A 14,461-nucleotide genomic window follows, 5' to 3' on the forward strand; every position below is an offset into this window, starting at 1 on the left:
TTCAGTTTAGCACACGCTATTGGTGACTTCAAATTAAAATTTGAGTAAAAAGCGAATATACAATCTTAGATAATCGGGATTGTTCGTTTTCTATGGGTAATCGTCGATTTGATTGATGTAAAAGGGTTTTCTTAATGAATGTTGATTGTGATTAAGGGACTGATTGTTCTTAATTTACGGATAAGTGACGTTTCACATGAAACAACAAATCGCTCTGCCTGAACCTTGTTTTTTAATAATAAGTAGGTTAAACTAAAATGTATGTGTGAAACAATTATTGTTCCACGATTTACGATGATTAATTAACTCGATATATAAGGAGAAATAATGACACCTACCGCCTTTGTAGCAGCGCTAAAAGCTCATGATATTCCAGTTTCACAAAAACAAACCGACCAGTTTGCGCGTTATTTTGAACGGTTAGTCGCCGTCAATCAAAACGTCAATTTAACGGCGATTACGGAACGAGAAGCCGTCTATTTAAAACATTTTTACGATTCAATTACGCCGGCGCTCTATCTCAATCAATTGCGCAGCGAACCGTTAAGTATTTGTGATATTGGTGCTGGTGCGGGCTTTCCGTCGTTACCTATCAAAATTTTATTTCCCCAACTTAAAATTACAATTGTTGATTCATTAAATAAACGGATTCATTTTTTAGAAGAATTAGTCCAAGAACTTGGTTTAACCGACGTCCGCTTAGTGCATGATCGAGCGGAACTGTTTAGCCAGCTTAAGAGTCCGTACCGGGAACAATTCGACATCGTGACGGCCCGTGCAGTCGCTTCATTGAATGTTTTAGCAGAATTCTGTTTACCAGCCGTCAAAGTCGGCGGGCAATTTATCGCGTTAAAGGCGAGTCAAAGTGCGACTGAACTGGCGGATGCGGATTACGCATTAACCGTGCTTGGTGGTCGGTTAGTTGACGATATTGCGTTGACGTTACCAGAAACCAACGATTCACGACACATTATCATCATTGATAAAATTCAATCAACGCCGGATAAATATCCGCGGCGCGCTGGTGTACCGGTTAAAAAACCGTTAATGGCTAAGGAGGAAAAATAATGGCAATTTCATTTTTTGGTAAGAAAAAAGACGACAAACATATTAAGCAGGTGGTGATGGTCCCGGTCGCGTCAATCGTGCCCAACCGTTTCCAACCCCGGAAGGTATTTAATACTGAAAATATCGCAGAATTAGCCAGTACGATTGAACAACATGGTTTGTTACAACCGATTATCTTGCGCGAATATGAGAATCATCAATTTGAAATTATTGCGGGTGAACGCCGATTTAGAGCGATTCAATCGTTAAAATGGGCTGAACTACCCGCAATCGTGGAAACAATGGACGATCACGAAACGGCTTCGATGGCGTTGATTGAAAACTTACAACGTGAAGAATTAACCGCGGTTGAAGAAGCGGACGCATACAAGAGTTTAATGACGCTCAATGATTTTACCCAAGCAAGCCTAGCTGAAAAAATGGGTAAGAGCCAATCATTCATCGCTAACAAGTTACGACTTTTGAAATTATCCCAACCCGTTCAAGACGCAATTATGAATCATGAAATTTCTGAACGTCATGGCCGGAGCCTTTTAAAATTAGATGAATTCAAACAACAAATGGTCCTCCACCAAATCTTGGCGGATAAATTAACCGTTAAAGATACTGAAGCGGTAGTTGACGGGATCGTCAATCCAGTCGAAGAAACACCAGCCGAAGAAGTGGCGGCTGACGAATCTGTCGCTGAAACTAAAAAGACGACTAAAAAAACGGCCCAGAAAAAAGAAAAGAACGTCGGACACGATACACGAATTGCGGTTAATACGATTAAAAAATCAGTTCAATTGGTTGAAAAAAGTGGGATTACCGTTAAGACTACTGAAGAAGACCAAGATGATGTTTACCGGATGATTATCGAAATTCCTAAGAAATAGGAGGGTTGCATAATGGCACACGTTATTTCAATAGCAAATCAAAAAGGCGGCGTTGGTAAAACGACGACGACCATTAATTTAGGCGCTTGTTTAGCCGATGAAGGTCACCGGGTGTTAATTATTGATTCCGATGCACAAGGCAATGCCACGAGTGGGATTGGCGTTCAAAAGGCGCAAGTTGGCAAAGATATCTACGATGTCCTCGTTGATGAATATCCGTTAGCCGAAACGATTATCCACACCGCGCATGAACGATTAGACATTGTCCCCGCGACGATTCAACTCGCCGGTGCTGAAATCGAATTGACGGCCCAAATGGCGCGCGAAATGCGTTTGAAATTAGGGTTAGAACCTGTTTTGAAAGATTATGATTACGTGTTGATTGACTGCCCACCTTCATTAGGTCAATTGTCGATCAATGCCTTTACGGCGAGCAACTCAATCTTAATTCCCGTTCAAAGTGAATATTACGCCTTAGAAGGGTTAAGCCAATTATTGAATACTGTTCGCTTGGTTCAAAAACACTTTAATCCCAATTTGGCGATTGAAGGGGTCTTATTGACGATGTATGATGCCCGGACGAATCTTGGGGCACAAGTCATTGAAGAAGTTCGCAAGTATTTCGGTGATCGCGTCTATGATACGATTATTCCGCGGAATACCCGCTTAGCTGAAGCACCTAGCCACGGGATGTCGATCGTGGATTACGATGCTAAATCACGAGGGGCTGAAGTTTATCAGAGTTTGACGAAGGAGGTGCTAGCCGCTAATGGTCAATAGAAATTCAAAAGGCTTAGGTCGCGGATTAGACGCCGTTTTCTCCGCGTTCGAAGGGCCTAATAAAAACCGTGACGATGAATTAGTGGAAGAATTAACGCTAACCGATATTCGTCCCAATCCTTACCAACCCCGGAAAACGTTTGATGAAGTGGCGTTAAATGAATTAGCCGCTTCGATTAAAAAGTCAGGTGTTTTTCAACCGATTATCGTGCGTAAAAGTATTAACGGCTACGAAATTATTGCCGGTGAACGGCGCTTTAGAGCGTCTAAATTAGCGGGTAAATCAACGATTCCAGCGATTACGCGTCAATTTGATGAAGCCGCAATGATGGAAGTCGCCGTCCTTGAAAATTTACAACGGGAAGATCTATCACCGTTAGAAGAAGCCCAAGCGTACGAAACGTTACTTAAAAAACTTAATTTAACGCAAGCTGAAGTGTCAGAACGACTGGGCAAGAGCCGGCCCTACATCGCTAACTACTTACGATTGTTGGGCTTACCCGCCGATGTTAAACAACTTTTACAAAATGGTGATTTGTCGATGGGTCAAGCGCGGACGTTATTAGCGCTCAAGAAGAAAACGCAAATTAGCGCTTTAGCCAAACGGACGATTACGGAAGGCTTAACGGTTCGACAACTTGAACAGTTGGTCAACCAAATGAACCAAACCAAAGCGACGAAAGTCACTAAAACTAAGATTAAATCACCGTATATCCAAGCCAGTGAAAATCAACTAGTCGATAAATTTGATGCGAAGGTCAATATTGCGATTAATAGCAAGGGCCGGGGCAAAATTGAAATTGATTATCAAACGGTCGACGATTTGAACCGGATTTTATCGTTGCTAGATGTCAATATTGATTAGATGGGAGTATCCACATGTATCAATTAGGTGATTTAGTCCAAATGAAGAAACAACACGCTTGCGGGACGAACCGGTTTGAAGTCGTGCGTCTCGGCATGGATATCCGGATTAAATGTATGGGGTGCGGCCATGCCGTTCTACTACCGCGACGTGAATTTGATAAGAAGCTTAAAAAGGTGTTAACGACGGCTGAAGCGGTCGAACAAAGCACCGAACCCCATTATCAAGTCATGCAACAAGGTCCGAACCAAACAAATTTTTAGAGTAAAGGAAAGTGTCAGAAAATATGTCATTAACTGCAGGAATTGTTGGGTTACCCAACGTCGGAAAATCAACGTTATTTAACGCGATTACTAAAGCGGGTGCCGAAATGGCCAACTACCCATTTGCCACGATCGATCCAAACGTCGGCATGGTGGAAGTCCCAGACAAACGGTTGGCGCGGATTCAAGAAATTGTGCCCGCTAAGAAAATTATCCCCACGACTTTTGAATTTACGGATATTGCCGGGATTGTTAAAGGCGCTAGTAAGGGTGAAGGTTTAGGCAATAAGTTCTTAGAAAATATTCGTCAAGTCGATGCGATTGTCCACGTGGTGCGCGCGTTTGATGATGACAATATTACGTCTGTAACGGGCACTGTTGATCCGTTAGATGATATTGATACGATTAACCTCGAATTGAGTTTGGCGGACTTAGAGAGCGTGACAAAGCGTTACGCACGAGTTGAAAAGGTTGCGCGGACTAAAGATAAAGAAGCGTTAGCTGAATTTGACGTTTTGAAGAAAATTAAACCCGTTTTAGAAGAAGGCGGTTCAGTCCGTTCAATCGACTTCAACGAAGATGAAGCTAAAATGGTCAAAGGATTCTTCTTATTGACCTCTAAACCCGTTTTATACGTTGCTAATATTGCCGAAGAAGCCATGGCCGACCCTGATAGTGTCGATTATGTGCAACAAATCCGGGAATTCGCAGCTAAAGAAGGCGCTGAAGTGATTGCGATTTCTGCTCGTACCGAAGAAGAAATTGCGTCATTAGACGATGCTGATAAGGCTGAATTCTTAGAAGCTGAAGGCGTCACTGAACCCGGCTTAGATAAGCTGATTCGCGCGGCTTATCATCTATTAGGGTTAGCAACCTTCTTCACGGCTGGTGGTAAAGAAACGCGTGCTTGGACCTTTAAACAAGGCATGAAAGCCCCCCAAACGGCCGGTGTGATTCATTCTGATTTTGAACGCGGGTTTATCCGGGCTGAAACGGTCGCTTTTGCCGATTTAGATCAATACGGTTCAATGCAAGCTGTTAAAGAAGCGGGCCGCTTGCGCTCAGAAGGTAAAGAATACGACGTTCAAGACGGCGACATTATTGAATTTAGATTCAACGTTTAATCGAGGAGGAAAGTCAGTTGACGAAAGAAGTAGCAAAACAAGTCCCTGAAGTGCCAGTGGTTGATATCGAGGCACTATCAGCGAAGTTAAGTAAGAAAAATGCGGATTATTTATTTAAATTTAAACGGGCATTGCAGGCGGAAGGCATTTCAGAGGAACAACAAACGGCGATGTTAACCGAAATGTTACCCGAAATGTTGACGGCGCAACATAAAGGTCAACCAGCTAACCAATTATACGGGTCAGTGACGGTTAAAATTAATAGTTTATTACACGCGCCTAAAGCGCCCGTTAAAACCTCAATTCAATTACAAATGCTAGATAATGGGTTGATTTTCTTAATTATGTATTTGGCGATTAACGGGATTAGTGCGTACTTTGCGAAGGGTAACGCAACCGGGATTGGGATTACATCGATCGTGATTACAGCGGTTTTAGCTGGCGTGATTATGACGTATCCAATGCGCTATACACAAATGCCTAAAGATCAACGGCCACCATTCTGGAAGATGGCGTTGATTGTCGTCGGCTTGACGTTATTATTCGTAGCGGCTTACGGCGTCACCATCTTAATTCCAGCCGTCTTAAATCCAGTTGTGCCATCAATCGTTCAAATCGTGATTGCAGCACTCTTAATCGGGGTCCGGATTTACCTTAAACGCCGATTTAAAATTACTGGGACATTCTTCGGCTAATATTTCCCAGGCAATGATTAATCAGAAGGGGTCAAAAAAATGATTACCATTCAAGAACGCCAATTTGGCGCGATTAGTACTTTAATTGTGGCCCCTAGCGGCCAAGAACAAACGCTATTACCAACCGTCTTTGTTTACCATGGTTGGACGCATCGTAAAGAATCCGAATTAATGTTGGCCAATTTCTTAGCCAAAGCTGGTTTGCGGGTAATCTTACCAGATGCGAAATATCATGGTCAACGCCACGGTCATCAATTATTTTCCGAATTGATGCTCGAATTTTGGCAAATTGTGATGCAATCGGTCACTGAATTTGGTCAGTTAGTTGAGCAATTAGCTGCTGAAGGGTTAGTTGATCCGCAACAAATTGGGGTCACTGGGACCTCGATGGGCGGGATTACGACGGATGCGATCATGACCCAGTATCCAAACGTCAAAGTCGGGGTCGATAAGATTGGTGCACCGATGCCGGTCGCGTTTGCGAAATGGCAGGTCGCCCAGTTTCCGACCGACGTACAAACCAAGTATCAAGAGGCGATTCAAACAACATTAACGCAGTTAGCGGCTTATGATTTATCGTTGAATGCGGACCGTTTAGCCGGCCGACCCTTGCATTTTTATCACGGGACGGCCGATCCAATGGTGCCTTATCAGTTTACGGCCCAGTTTGTTGAATCATTGGTCGCAACTGATCCGGCGACGGCTAACGTCAGCTTAACAACGGAAGATCAGGGACAACATAAAGTCTCTGATCAAGCCCAACTGGATACCGTTACGATGATGCAAAAATATTTATTAAATCAGGATTAACCAAAAGCAACCACCAAAACCGTTCAAGGTTGGTGGTTGCTTTTTTGATTTGAGCGCAACAAAAAAGCCGGTCTTGGGGGGACCGACTTTTTTGTAGATCCGAAGATCTAAAAAGGAGTAAGGGTTTCACAGGTCTGTTTTGGGGGAACAGCCTGTGCGGTAAGTTTGACCTCACCGTTATTTTACTTTGGAGGAGTAAAATGAAAAAGTTAAGTAGTATGAAATAGAAAAGTATCGCTTTTCTATACTCATTACTATAATGGGAATTTGTGAAGATTGTGTGAACAGAACTTTATAGATTTATGAAAAAAAGGATAAGGAAAGTTTAAGGATTCTAGAATGTGCTAGAATAGGGTTACTGCATAAAGAAAATGAGGTTGGTATGATGACAAAAGGCACCATTTTATTCGATTTAGACGGTACCATTGCGGATTCGCAAACCGGTATTTTGAATTCTTTGGAATACATGATTGAAGAATTAGCGTTACCAACACAAACCACGGCTGCGTTATTGAAGTTCATCGGCCCACCGTTAAACGAAACGATTATGGCGACTTTCGGATTGGATGAAGTGGCGACGCAACATGCGATTAAAACCTTCCAAGCTTATTATGAACCAACTGGCTTATACCAAAACGAACTTTATCCGGGCATGATTCAAACTTTGGCTGAGCTGCAAGCACAGGATTATCAACTCGCAATTGCAACGTCGAAACCGGAACCGTTTGCCCAAAAAATTATTAAGCATCTAGCCTTGGACCGTTATTTTAGTGGCGTGTATGGGGCGAGTGTCGATGAAACCACCCGGGTCAAAAAAGCAGACGTGATTACTTACGCGCTTAATGCAATGGGCTTATCCGCCCAATCGGAATCTTTAGTGATGGTCGGCGATCGCCAAAATGATATTTTAGGCGCAAAAGCCAACCAAATACCAGCCGTCGGCGTTAGTTACGGTTATGGCAGTACCGCAGAACTCAAAAAAGCCGGTGCGCTGGCAATTGTCGCACAACCGACTGATTTAGTGACCGTTTTACCGAAAACCTTGCAATTTTAATGGCTCTGATGTAAATTAGCGACCAGTAATGTATAGACCCGCGCGACGTCTTTAGACGTGCCACGAAGCTCATAGTCGGCTAAAAATGGTGCGTCAAATTGTTGCGCATAACGTTTAGCCGTTAAACAATACTGTTCGTTGAAATTACGATTGCCACTGCCAACAATGCCACGACATAAACTGGCGTTATCAGCGTAGTCGATGTATTCACCAAGACTATTGGTCATTAATTCTTTAACCCCGTTATCGATACCATTGCCGCCGTCCAAATAGGTCGGTACAAAGGCGTAGAACGGTGCCGTTTCGGCTTTAGGTGGGGTGGCATCTGAGATTTCGGTTAAGGTAATCGTTGGCCGCGCCGGGTTGATTTGATGTTGCTCGTTCGCATATTCTTGTAGGTCATTGACGAAAGAACGGGTATTACCAGCAAGTGAAATATATAAAATCGATAGATTAGTCATAATTGTAAGAACCTCCAGGCAGTCTGAATAACTTCACTTTAGCATTTAATTTGAATAAATCATAGTTTTATTGTTTTGAATGAACCGAGACAGGAAGGATGTTTATATATGGAACCAATTAGTCGAGTACAAGCGGGTAAAGCCGTTAAACGCCCCAATAGAGGGTTGAGTCGGACCTTAACTTTTTTAATCTTCCTATGTGTTTTCTTTGGGATTGGGGGGTTAATTCTAAATCAAACCGTCTTAAAAGAATCGTTTACGCAAGAACAACTCCAGAAGCCAGCGACGTTAACGACGGTGACTAACGAAATCAACGTGATGCTATTAGATGCCGCTCAAAAAAATGGGCTACCACAAAGTGTTCAAGTTAAAATGTTAACGGAGAATAACGTTCAAACGGATTTAAAAACGACCGTTACGAATATCTACGCCGGCAAGGCTAATCCGCTAGATACCGATCAAGTGATTAGCCAAATGGCGGGACATTTAACCACAGCGATTCCAGGTAGTGGTTTGCTGAAATCATTGGTGACGACGGCTGTCGCTGCGGTTCAAGCGCCCGTCAAAACTTATTTAGAGACTGAAATTCAAACGCCTTATTTAACACCACTAGCTTCTGAAATGAAGACGGTCAAAATGGTGGTTTCAATCATGATGTGGGTTGCGATTATCATGGGAATTGTCTTAATTATAGTCCAATTTGCGATCAGTCAGCATTTTAAGATTGTCTTTGGGAGCCTAGGGGCCGCTTTTGCTTGGGCCGGTTTATTACTATGGTTACTGACCGCAATCGTTAAATATAGTGGTTTGATTGCAGCGGTCGCGCAACGGGCTGGCAACTTCAGCCAAATTGTGACGAATTATGGATTAGACGTTTTAGCCGTGGCCAGTCAATTCAGTCTGATTGGTTTAGTGGCGGGTGCCATTGTTTGGCTGTTCGCTAAATTAATGCCACAAAGAGGTTAAGCGGAGGTTGTTGCAACTTAAAAGCACGTTATCAATTACTTATCGCTTTTTGTGAGATAGATAACAACCGATTGTTCAACAAAATGCAAACGGATGAGCAAATAGATTGTGTAAAACCTAAATTGGTGTAAACTGAATAGTTGAAAGGGATGATTGCAGTGTTATTAAAGATTGAACCAGAAGCTTTGCAAAAGATTCAAAAGCAATTGACAGCAGACCAAAAATTATTGTTGGATTTAGATGATGGGGTCGGTGAACTTTCAAAGGTTGGGTATTGTACTTTAGACACGAACTTCCGCTTGTTAATCGTACCTGGGAATATTGAATTGAAAGATTATCAAGCCCATTTCGATTCAGAATTAGGCCCGGTCTATTATAAAGGCTATTCAGACACTTATTTTGACGGCCATGAGGTCTTATCATTAAACCCTAGAAATCAAATTATCGCCTTAAAGAATAACGGTGGGGCAGTAGATGATCGCGTTCAAATCGTCGTTTTAGATCCTGCAGAACTCGCTAAATAAATTTGCTTTATCTGATCATAGGTCACACTCGTCGTAGATTCAAGATGAGTGTGGCTTTTTAGGTGGGCGAAAATGATGAGATAAGTCAAGTTTGTTATTTTGGTTGTAAGGTGGGATAATAACCAAAAGTGGTGTACCATGAAGGAGTATGACATGAAGACAGCGATTGTTACAGATAGTGCTGCTTATTTAGAGCCAGCGGTTGCCAAGGCGAATCACGTGATTGTGGTGCCGATTACCGTTATTTTTGACCAACAAGTTTATTTAGAAAATATTGAAATTACCGCAGAAGAATTTTATACCAAGATGCGTGAAACGGATAAATTACCAACGACTTCACAGATTACGATGGGCCAAATGCAACAGGTGTTTGACCAATTGATTGAACAGGGTTTTGACGAAGTGATTTGTATCCACCTTTCCAGTGGGATTACGAGTTTTATCAATAATTTACAGGCCTATTCGCAAACAATCGAGGGGCTTAAAATCTACCCGTTCGATTCTAAAGTCACGAGCGCCGGTGAAGCTTACTTAGTCTTAACCGCAGCTCGATTAGTAGCGCAGGGTGAACACGCTGCAACGATTATCCCTAAATTAGAAGCGATGCGCCAGACGGTTGGTGTATATTTTGTTGTCGACGATTTAAGTCATTTATTGCGGACGGGGCGGATTTCAAACAGTGCCGCGTTTGTCGGTAATCTGTTGCGAATTAAACCGATTCTCAGTTTTAATGACCAGGGCCAGATTGTGGCGTTGACCAAGGAACGGACAAAAAAACGGGCTTTCCAAAAAGTATTGGCGGATTTCAAAGCAGCGATTGCTGATGTTGATTATCCAATTCGGGCGTGCGTTGTCGATGGCAATAATCCGGAAGAAAGTGCCGAATGGGTGGCGACTTTGCAGGCCGAGTTCCCCGAAATTCCGATTGAAGCCAGTCATATCGGGCCGGTGGTCGGCGTACACACTGGTGAAAAAGTCATGGGCGTTATCTGGAGTCGAGATTATTTAACTATTTAGTACAAACAAAAAACGGCGTCACCATTAATAGTGGTGATGCCGTTTTTTTGTTGTGTGATTAATCAGTTGTTTCTGACGAGTCGTCAAGTTCAACTGGGCGGGTCGTAACTTCAAACCAATCGATGTAGCCGCGGTTGAATTCAGCGACTTTTAAATCAAATTGGTCAATTTGAATCACCATATCTTGTTGTAGGTGATCAAAATTTTCTAAAACGTAACCGGCAACGGTAACGCTATCGGAAGCTTCAAACGTGTCGATTTTAGTTTTAAAGAAACGGTCAAAATCATACAAGGTTGTTTTACCACTAACGCGGTAATGATTATCGCCTTCTTTGATGATGTATTCATCGGAAACATCATCAATTTCATCTTTAACCGTCCCAAATAATTCTTCGTAAATATCTTTATCAGTGACAATCCCACTCGTCCCACCGTATTCATCAACGACGACGACGATTGGGGTTTGTTTCTTAATCATTTGATTTAATAAACTGTGAATTGGTGTGGCTTCGGGCACTGAAATGATTGAACGGAGCAATTTGCTAACGCGGATTGAATCATCGACCTGTGATTGGCGCACTAAATCGTAAGCGTAGACGTAACCGAGAATCTTATCCTTATCATTTTCAGCGACGACTGGGAAGCGACTGAAACCTTGTTGTAAATAATCTTTTAAGACTTCTTTAACGGTATCGGTAATATCAACGACATACAGACTGGTCCGATCGACCATCACGTCTTTGGCGATCCGATCGTTAAAATCGAAGGCCCGTTGCATATAAACTAAATCGTTGCGATCTAGTTCGCCACCGGTCACGGCATTTTTAGAGAGACTAATAATTTCGGCTTGAGAAAGGACGTCGCCACCTTCATCGGCGGGTGCAAAACCGATTAATTTCACAACGCCGGTTGCAGAGATGTTGAGTAACCAGACGAAGGGATAAAACAGCAGGTGACAGTAATGAAGCGGTCGTGCAACGGCCATCAACATTTCCATTGGAATATCGATACTGATATTCTTAGGCACAATTTCAGTGAAAACCACTTCTAAATAAGTTAAAACTAAGACCCCGGCGATTGCGCCAATGATGTGCAGGCTACCGTTCGAGACTAAATGCGTTAACCCTAATAAATCAACCAGAATGGTTTCAACCGTTGATTCACCAATCCAACCTAAAATAATCCCGGCAACACTGACCCCAACTTGAGTGGTTGATAAATACTCATTCAAGTTTTGTGTCATTTTAAGGGCGAGACCTAATTTTTTAGGACTGCCGTTACCTGAATTAATGGCGTCTTCTAGGGCACTAGGCCGAGTTTGAACGAGTGCAAATTCGGCGGCCACGAAGAAGGCGGCAAAAAAGAAGGTGACGAGCATAATGAACAGATTGGAAAATATCTGACCACTTGACAATATAATTCCCCATTTCTTTAATAACTAATTCTATTCTACCATTTTCAGACTCTCAACGGTAAATAACGTCGGTCATAAGTCTGATTTTATAACGTGTCATAATGAAAATACCATAATTCAAAGGTTAGGTAAACCAAATTGTTAAATATCTAAACTAAATCGAAATTAGGATCAATGCGTTAAACGAATTTGGCAAGGAAATGGGGTTTTAGGTCATCGGTTCTGACGGGCACCAAAAAGCGTCCGTATAACCTGATTTTTGGTTAAACAGACGCTTTTTAGATGATATTTTAGGTTAATGCTCAGTTGTTATTCATCACTCAAAGTACGCTTAGAAAGTGGCCGTATCTGGATTTTGAGCCTTCCCGACGACGCCGTCTAACGCGTCAATTAAGGCCATGTCTTCGTTGGTTAATTCGAAATCGAAGACGTCGGTGTTTTGTTGAATGTATTCAGCATGCACCGATTTAGGGAGTGGCAAGAAGCCGTGTTGTAAGGACCAACGGAGTGCAATTTGTGGAATTGAACGGCCATATTTATCAGCTAATTGTTGCATGGCAGGAACTTTGAAGATTTTACCGGTACCAAGGGGGCTGTAAGCTTCAAGTAGCATGTGATGGTCTTGTGAGTAGCTGACTACGGCAGGTTGTAATTCACCAGGTGCTAAGAAAATTTGATTGACCATCGGTTGAATTTCAGCCGTTTTAGCGAGTTCCTCTAAGTGTTGCGGTTGGAAGTTGCTGACCCCGATGGCTTTGGCTTTGCCAGCGCGATAAAGTGTTTCCATCGCCCGCCAAGTTTCGGCATTCGCAGCTTGCCAGTTGTCACGGAAGTCAATTGGATTAGGCCAGTGAATCAATAGTAAGTCGACATAGTCTGTTTGTAGTTTTTGAAGTGATTCTGCAAATGAGCTCATAGCTAGTTCATAGCTGTGATTAGCATTCCAAATTTTAGTGGTCAAGAATAAATCTGAACGCGCGACGCCACTTTCTTGGATGGCTTGACCGACGCTAGATTCATTACCGTAAGCTTGGGCCGTATCAATATGCCGATAGCCAGCCGTCAGCGCGTCTTTAACGGCTTGTACGGCAGTTGCGCCATCTGGGGTTTGCCAAGTGCCAAAACCAAGCTTAGGGATTGCCAGGCCGTTATTTAAGATATAAGGATCTGTTAAGTGTGTCATGAGAAAGACTCCTTTTGAATGAATTGAGTACTTCTAATAGTTTAACTGTTCCACTTATTATTGGAAAGTGATTGAACTCGCGATTATTTCCCAGGAAATTTTGAAGATTGTAACGTTAAAAGCCGATTTTGTAATGCGGGATCGACAGCATACAGGTATAAACCGTTGCGTGCCCGACTTAATAGGACGTAAATGCTATTTAAGATAATCTGGCATTTGGCTTGATTGGGATGGGGTAATTTCGTGGCCCCCGCGAAGGCGGCTTGATCTTCGTAATACTCAGGCCGAATGATTAGTCGATTGGTTTGCGCGTCGTAACCAACCGAAGGGCCTAAGATGACCCCTGCATAGTTTAAGTCGAAACCTTGAATCGTATAAACCGAACCGACTTCATCCAGACTATCTTCGCGTTCTGCCCAATAAGTTTTGGCGGTTGGTTGATAACGATCCCAGCGCAGTTTGAAAGTCGGTGTTGAAACGAAATGGTCATGGCCGTCATTCAAAGTGGCCGGAAAATCATAGGTCGCTAGCATCCGCGCCAAGCCGCTGGTCTGGTTTCTAAACCGAATCTGTTGGTACAGTTCGTTGGCGTCCGCAAAAATGCGGAAATCAAAGTCAGTGGGATTGGGGAGTGATTGGAGTTGTCGATTGTGCAAGGCACTAATCCAATTAGTAACGGCTAAATCGGTCTGCATTCTAAATTGATGGGTCAGTTGTGCGGTTTGGGTTGGGCCAGTTAGTAAGTGTTGTTGTAGCTGAGAATCAGACCAGAAACTTTTGACCTTCAGTACTTGTTGTTCATCGAAAACCAGAATGGTAATTCGGCTATGATTGATAATTTCATCTAGCTGATTGGTCTGATTGAAATGATTGTACGGATCACTGCGGGTCAATAATAAATGAGCTTCATCGACTAAGACAATATCGGCAACCGTCTCGGTTTTAAGCGCTTGGTTGATGAAGGTTGTCGGCCGTTGAAAGTCTTTTTTGAAGAGCACGGCTGAGTCGGCAGCGCCTTGTTGATAGAGTTTCAACATTTCGGGATGGTTGACCAATAGACGGTTGTCAGTGTGAAAGAGTGGTGAATCTGGTGTCTGGCGGGCGAGTGTTTGCAGTTCAGTGAAGACACTACTGAGAATCACACTTTTGCCAGTACCGGCCGCCCCTTGGATTAAAAATGTGGCGTGTTGAGCAGTGATATGCGCTTCACAAAATTGGCGAATCTGCGTTTTTAATTGCGATTGTTCATTGGTTAATTGATTAGTCGTGAGATTCAGTTTGTAGAGGGCGCTATTTTGACGTTGTGCGTTCGGCACGGGTAAGGACTCCTTTAACAGCAATTAAAAAGCCAACCCAATTGCG

The 14,461-nt window shown here is 42.9% G+C and carries 16 protein-coding genes; 12 read left to right on the forward strand and 4 right to left on the reverse strand.

Annotated elements, in window-relative coordinates:
- Positions 1-327 precede the first annotated feature (327 nt).
- The 9 genes from rsmG to ACVPPQ_RS04620 all read left to right on the forward strand — a co-directional run bounded on the left by rsmG (position 328) and on the right by ACVPPQ_RS04620 (position 7,534).
- Entirely contained in the window at positions 328-1,068 is a 741-nt protein-coding gene (gene rsmG / locus ACVPPQ_RS04580; protein ID WP_463496027.1) for a 16S rRNA (guanine(527)-N(7))-methyltransferase RsmG, read from the forward strand.
- The gene (noc, locus tag ACVPPQ_RS04585; protein WP_463496029.1) at positions 1,068-1,943 is read left to right on the forward strand and encodes a nucleoid occlusion protein; all 876 of its coding nucleotides are present in this window, start codon (positions 1,068-1,070) and stop codon (positions 1,941-1,943) included. Before rsmG ends, noc begins: the two co-directional genes overlap by 1 nt.
- Positions 1,944-1,955: 12 nt before the next feature.
- The gene (locus ACVPPQ_RS04590) at positions 1,956-2,723 is read left to right on the forward strand and encodes a ParA family protein (protein WP_025082785.1); all 768 of its coding nucleotides are present in this window, start codon (positions 1,956-1,958) and stop codon (positions 2,721-2,723) included.
- Entirely contained in the window at positions 2,713-3,588 is an 876-nt protein-coding gene (locus ACVPPQ_RS04595; protein WP_463496031.1) for a ParB/RepB/Spo0J family partition protein, read from the forward strand. The genes ACVPPQ_RS04590 and ACVPPQ_RS04595 overlap by 11 nt, the downstream gene beginning before the upstream one ends.
- A 14-nt stretch (positions 3,589-3,602) precedes the next feature.
- Positions 3,603-3,851, forward strand: coding sequence for a DUF951 domain-containing protein (locus ACVPPQ_RS04600; RefSeq protein ID WP_463496032.1), 249 nt, complete (start codon positions 3,603-3,605; stop codon positions 3,849-3,851).
- A 23-nt stretch (positions 3,852-3,874) separates the two neighbouring features.
- Positions 3,875-4,975 carry a redox-regulated ATPase YchF gene (gene ychF, locus ACVPPQ_RS04605; protein ID WP_463496336.1) on the forward strand — a complete coding sequence of 367 codons (1,101 nt, stop codon included), beginning with the start codon at positions 3,875-3,877 and terminating at the stop codon, positions 4,973-4,975.
- A gap of 17 nt (positions 4,976-4,992) precedes the next feature.
- Positions 4,993-5,670: a DUF1129 domain-containing protein gene (locus tag ACVPPQ_RS04610; RefSeq protein ID WP_463496034.1), complete on the forward strand. Its 678-nt coding sequence runs from the start codon at positions 4,993-4,995 to the stop codon at positions 5,668-5,670.
- Between the two features lie 39 nt (positions 5,671-5,709).
- Complete coding sequence (locus tag ACVPPQ_RS04615; protein ID WP_463496036.1) at positions 5,710-6,480, forward strand: prolyl oligopeptidase family serine peptidase; 771 nt, start codon at positions 5,710-5,712, stop codon at positions 6,478-6,480.
- A 385-nt stretch (positions 6,481-6,865) separates the two neighbouring features.
- Positions 6,866-7,534: an HAD hydrolase-like protein gene (locus ACVPPQ_RS04620; RefSeq protein ID WP_463496038.1), complete on the forward strand. Its 669-nt coding sequence runs from the start codon at positions 6,866-6,868 to the stop codon at positions 7,532-7,534.
- On the opposite strand, the gene nrdI is transcribed toward ACVPPQ_RS04620, so the two are convergent.
- On the reverse strand, positions 7,531-7,995 hold the full coding sequence (gene nrdI, locus ACVPPQ_RS04625) for a class Ib ribonucleoside-diphosphate reductase assembly flavoprotein NrdI (RefSeq protein ID WP_463496040.1): 465 nt from the start codon (positions 7,993-7,995) through the stop codon (positions 7,531-7,533). The genes ACVPPQ_RS04620 and nrdI overlap by 4 nt on opposite strands.
- Positions 7,996-8,103: 108 nt before the next feature.
- Between nrdI and ACVPPQ_RS04630 the strand changes: the two genes are divergently transcribed.
- The 3 genes from ACVPPQ_RS04630 (at position 8,104) to ACVPPQ_RS04640 (ending at position 10,502) form a co-directional block, all read left to right on the forward strand.
- Positions 8,104-8,961: a hypothetical protein gene (locus ACVPPQ_RS04630; protein ID WP_463496042.1), complete on the forward strand. Its 858-nt coding sequence runs from the start codon at positions 8,104-8,106 to the stop codon at positions 8,959-8,961.
- Positions 8,962-9,110: 149 nt separating this feature from the next.
- Entirely contained in the window at positions 9,111-9,485 is a 375-nt protein-coding gene (locus ACVPPQ_RS04635) for an iron-sulfur cluster biosynthesis family protein (protein WP_463496044.1), read from the forward strand.
- A 153-nt stretch (positions 9,486-9,638) separates the two neighbouring features.
- Positions 9,639-10,502: a DegV family protein gene (locus tag ACVPPQ_RS04640; RefSeq protein WP_463496045.1), complete on the forward strand. Its 864-nt coding sequence runs from the start codon at positions 9,639-9,641 to the stop codon at positions 10,500-10,502.
- Positions 10,503-10,560: 58 nt separating this feature from the next.
- Here the strand turns inward: ACVPPQ_RS04640 and ACVPPQ_RS04645 are convergent, their stop codons facing one another.
- From ACVPPQ_RS04645 to ACVPPQ_RS04655, 3 genes are all read right to left on the reverse strand, one after another.
- Complete coding sequence (locus ACVPPQ_RS04645; protein WP_463496047.1) at positions 10,561-11,916, reverse strand: hemolysin family protein; 1,356 nt, start codon at positions 11,914-11,916, stop codon at positions 10,561-10,563.
- Positions 11,917-12,247: 331 nt separating this feature from the next.
- Complete coding sequence (locus ACVPPQ_RS04650; protein WP_463496049.1) at positions 12,248-13,099, reverse strand: aldo/keto reductase; 852 nt, start codon at positions 13,097-13,099, stop codon at positions 12,248-12,250.
- Positions 13,100-13,182: 83 nt separating this feature from the next.
- Positions 13,183-14,415: a DUF2075 domain-containing protein gene (locus ACVPPQ_RS04655; RefSeq protein ID WP_463496051.1), complete on the reverse strand. Its 1,233-nt coding sequence runs from the start codon at positions 14,413-14,415 to the stop codon at positions 13,183-13,185.
- Between the last annotated feature and the right edge of the window lie 46 nt (positions 14,416-14,461).

This window comes from Latilactobacillus parafuchuensis, assembly GCF_055271665.1.

Bases quoted from the DNA above. Each gene is read 5' to 3' on its own strand.
- ACVPPQ_RS04650 (WP_463496049.1), bottom strand. From the start codon at position 13,099: ATGACACACTTAACAGATCCTTATATCTTAAATAACGGCCTGGCAATC.
- ACVPPQ_RS04635 (WP_463496044.1), top strand. From the start codon at position 9,111: ATGATTGCAGTGTTATTAAAGATTGAACCAGAAGCTTTGCAAAAGATT.
- ACVPPQ_RS04600 (WP_463496032.1), top strand. From the start codon at position 3,603: ATGTATCAATTAGGTGATTTAGTCCAAATGAAGAAACAACACGCTTGC.
- ACVPPQ_RS04615 (WP_463496036.1), top strand. From the start codon at position 5,710: ATGATTACCATTCAAGAACGCCAATTTGGCGCGATTAGTACTTTAATT.
- ACVPPQ_RS04620 (WP_463496038.1), top strand. From the start codon at position 6,866: ATGACAAAAGGCACCATTTTATTCGATTTAGACGGTACCATTGCGGAT.
- noc (WP_463496029.1), top strand. From the start codon at position 1,068: ATGGCAATTTCATTTTTTGGTAAGAAAAAAGACGACAAACATATTAAG.
- ychF (WP_463496336.1), top strand. From the start codon at position 3,875: ATGTCATTAACTGCAGGAATTGTTGGGTTACCCAACGTCGGAAAATCA.
- ACVPPQ_RS04630 (WP_463496042.1), top strand. From the start codon at position 8,104: ATGGAACCAATTAGTCGAGTACAAGCGGGTAAAGCCGTTAAACGCCCC.
- nrdI (WP_463496040.1), bottom strand. From the start codon at position 7,995: ATGACTAATCTATCGATTTTATATATTTCACTTGCTGGTAATACCCGT.
- ACVPPQ_RS04590 (WP_025082785.1), top strand. From the start codon at position 1,956: ATGGCACACGTTATTTCAATAGCAAATCAAAAAGGCGGCGTTGGTAAA.
- ACVPPQ_RS04640 (WP_463496045.1), top strand. From the start codon at position 9,639: ATGAAGACAGCGATTGTTACAGATAGTGCTGCTTATTTAGAGCCAGCG.
- ACVPPQ_RS04595 (WP_463496031.1), top strand. From the start codon at position 2,713: ATGGTCAATAGAAATTCAAAAGGCTTAGGTCGCGGATTAGACGCCGTT.
- rsmG (WP_463496027.1), top strand. From the start codon at position 328: ATGACACCTACCGCCTTTGTAGCAGCGCTAAAAGCTCATGATATTCCA.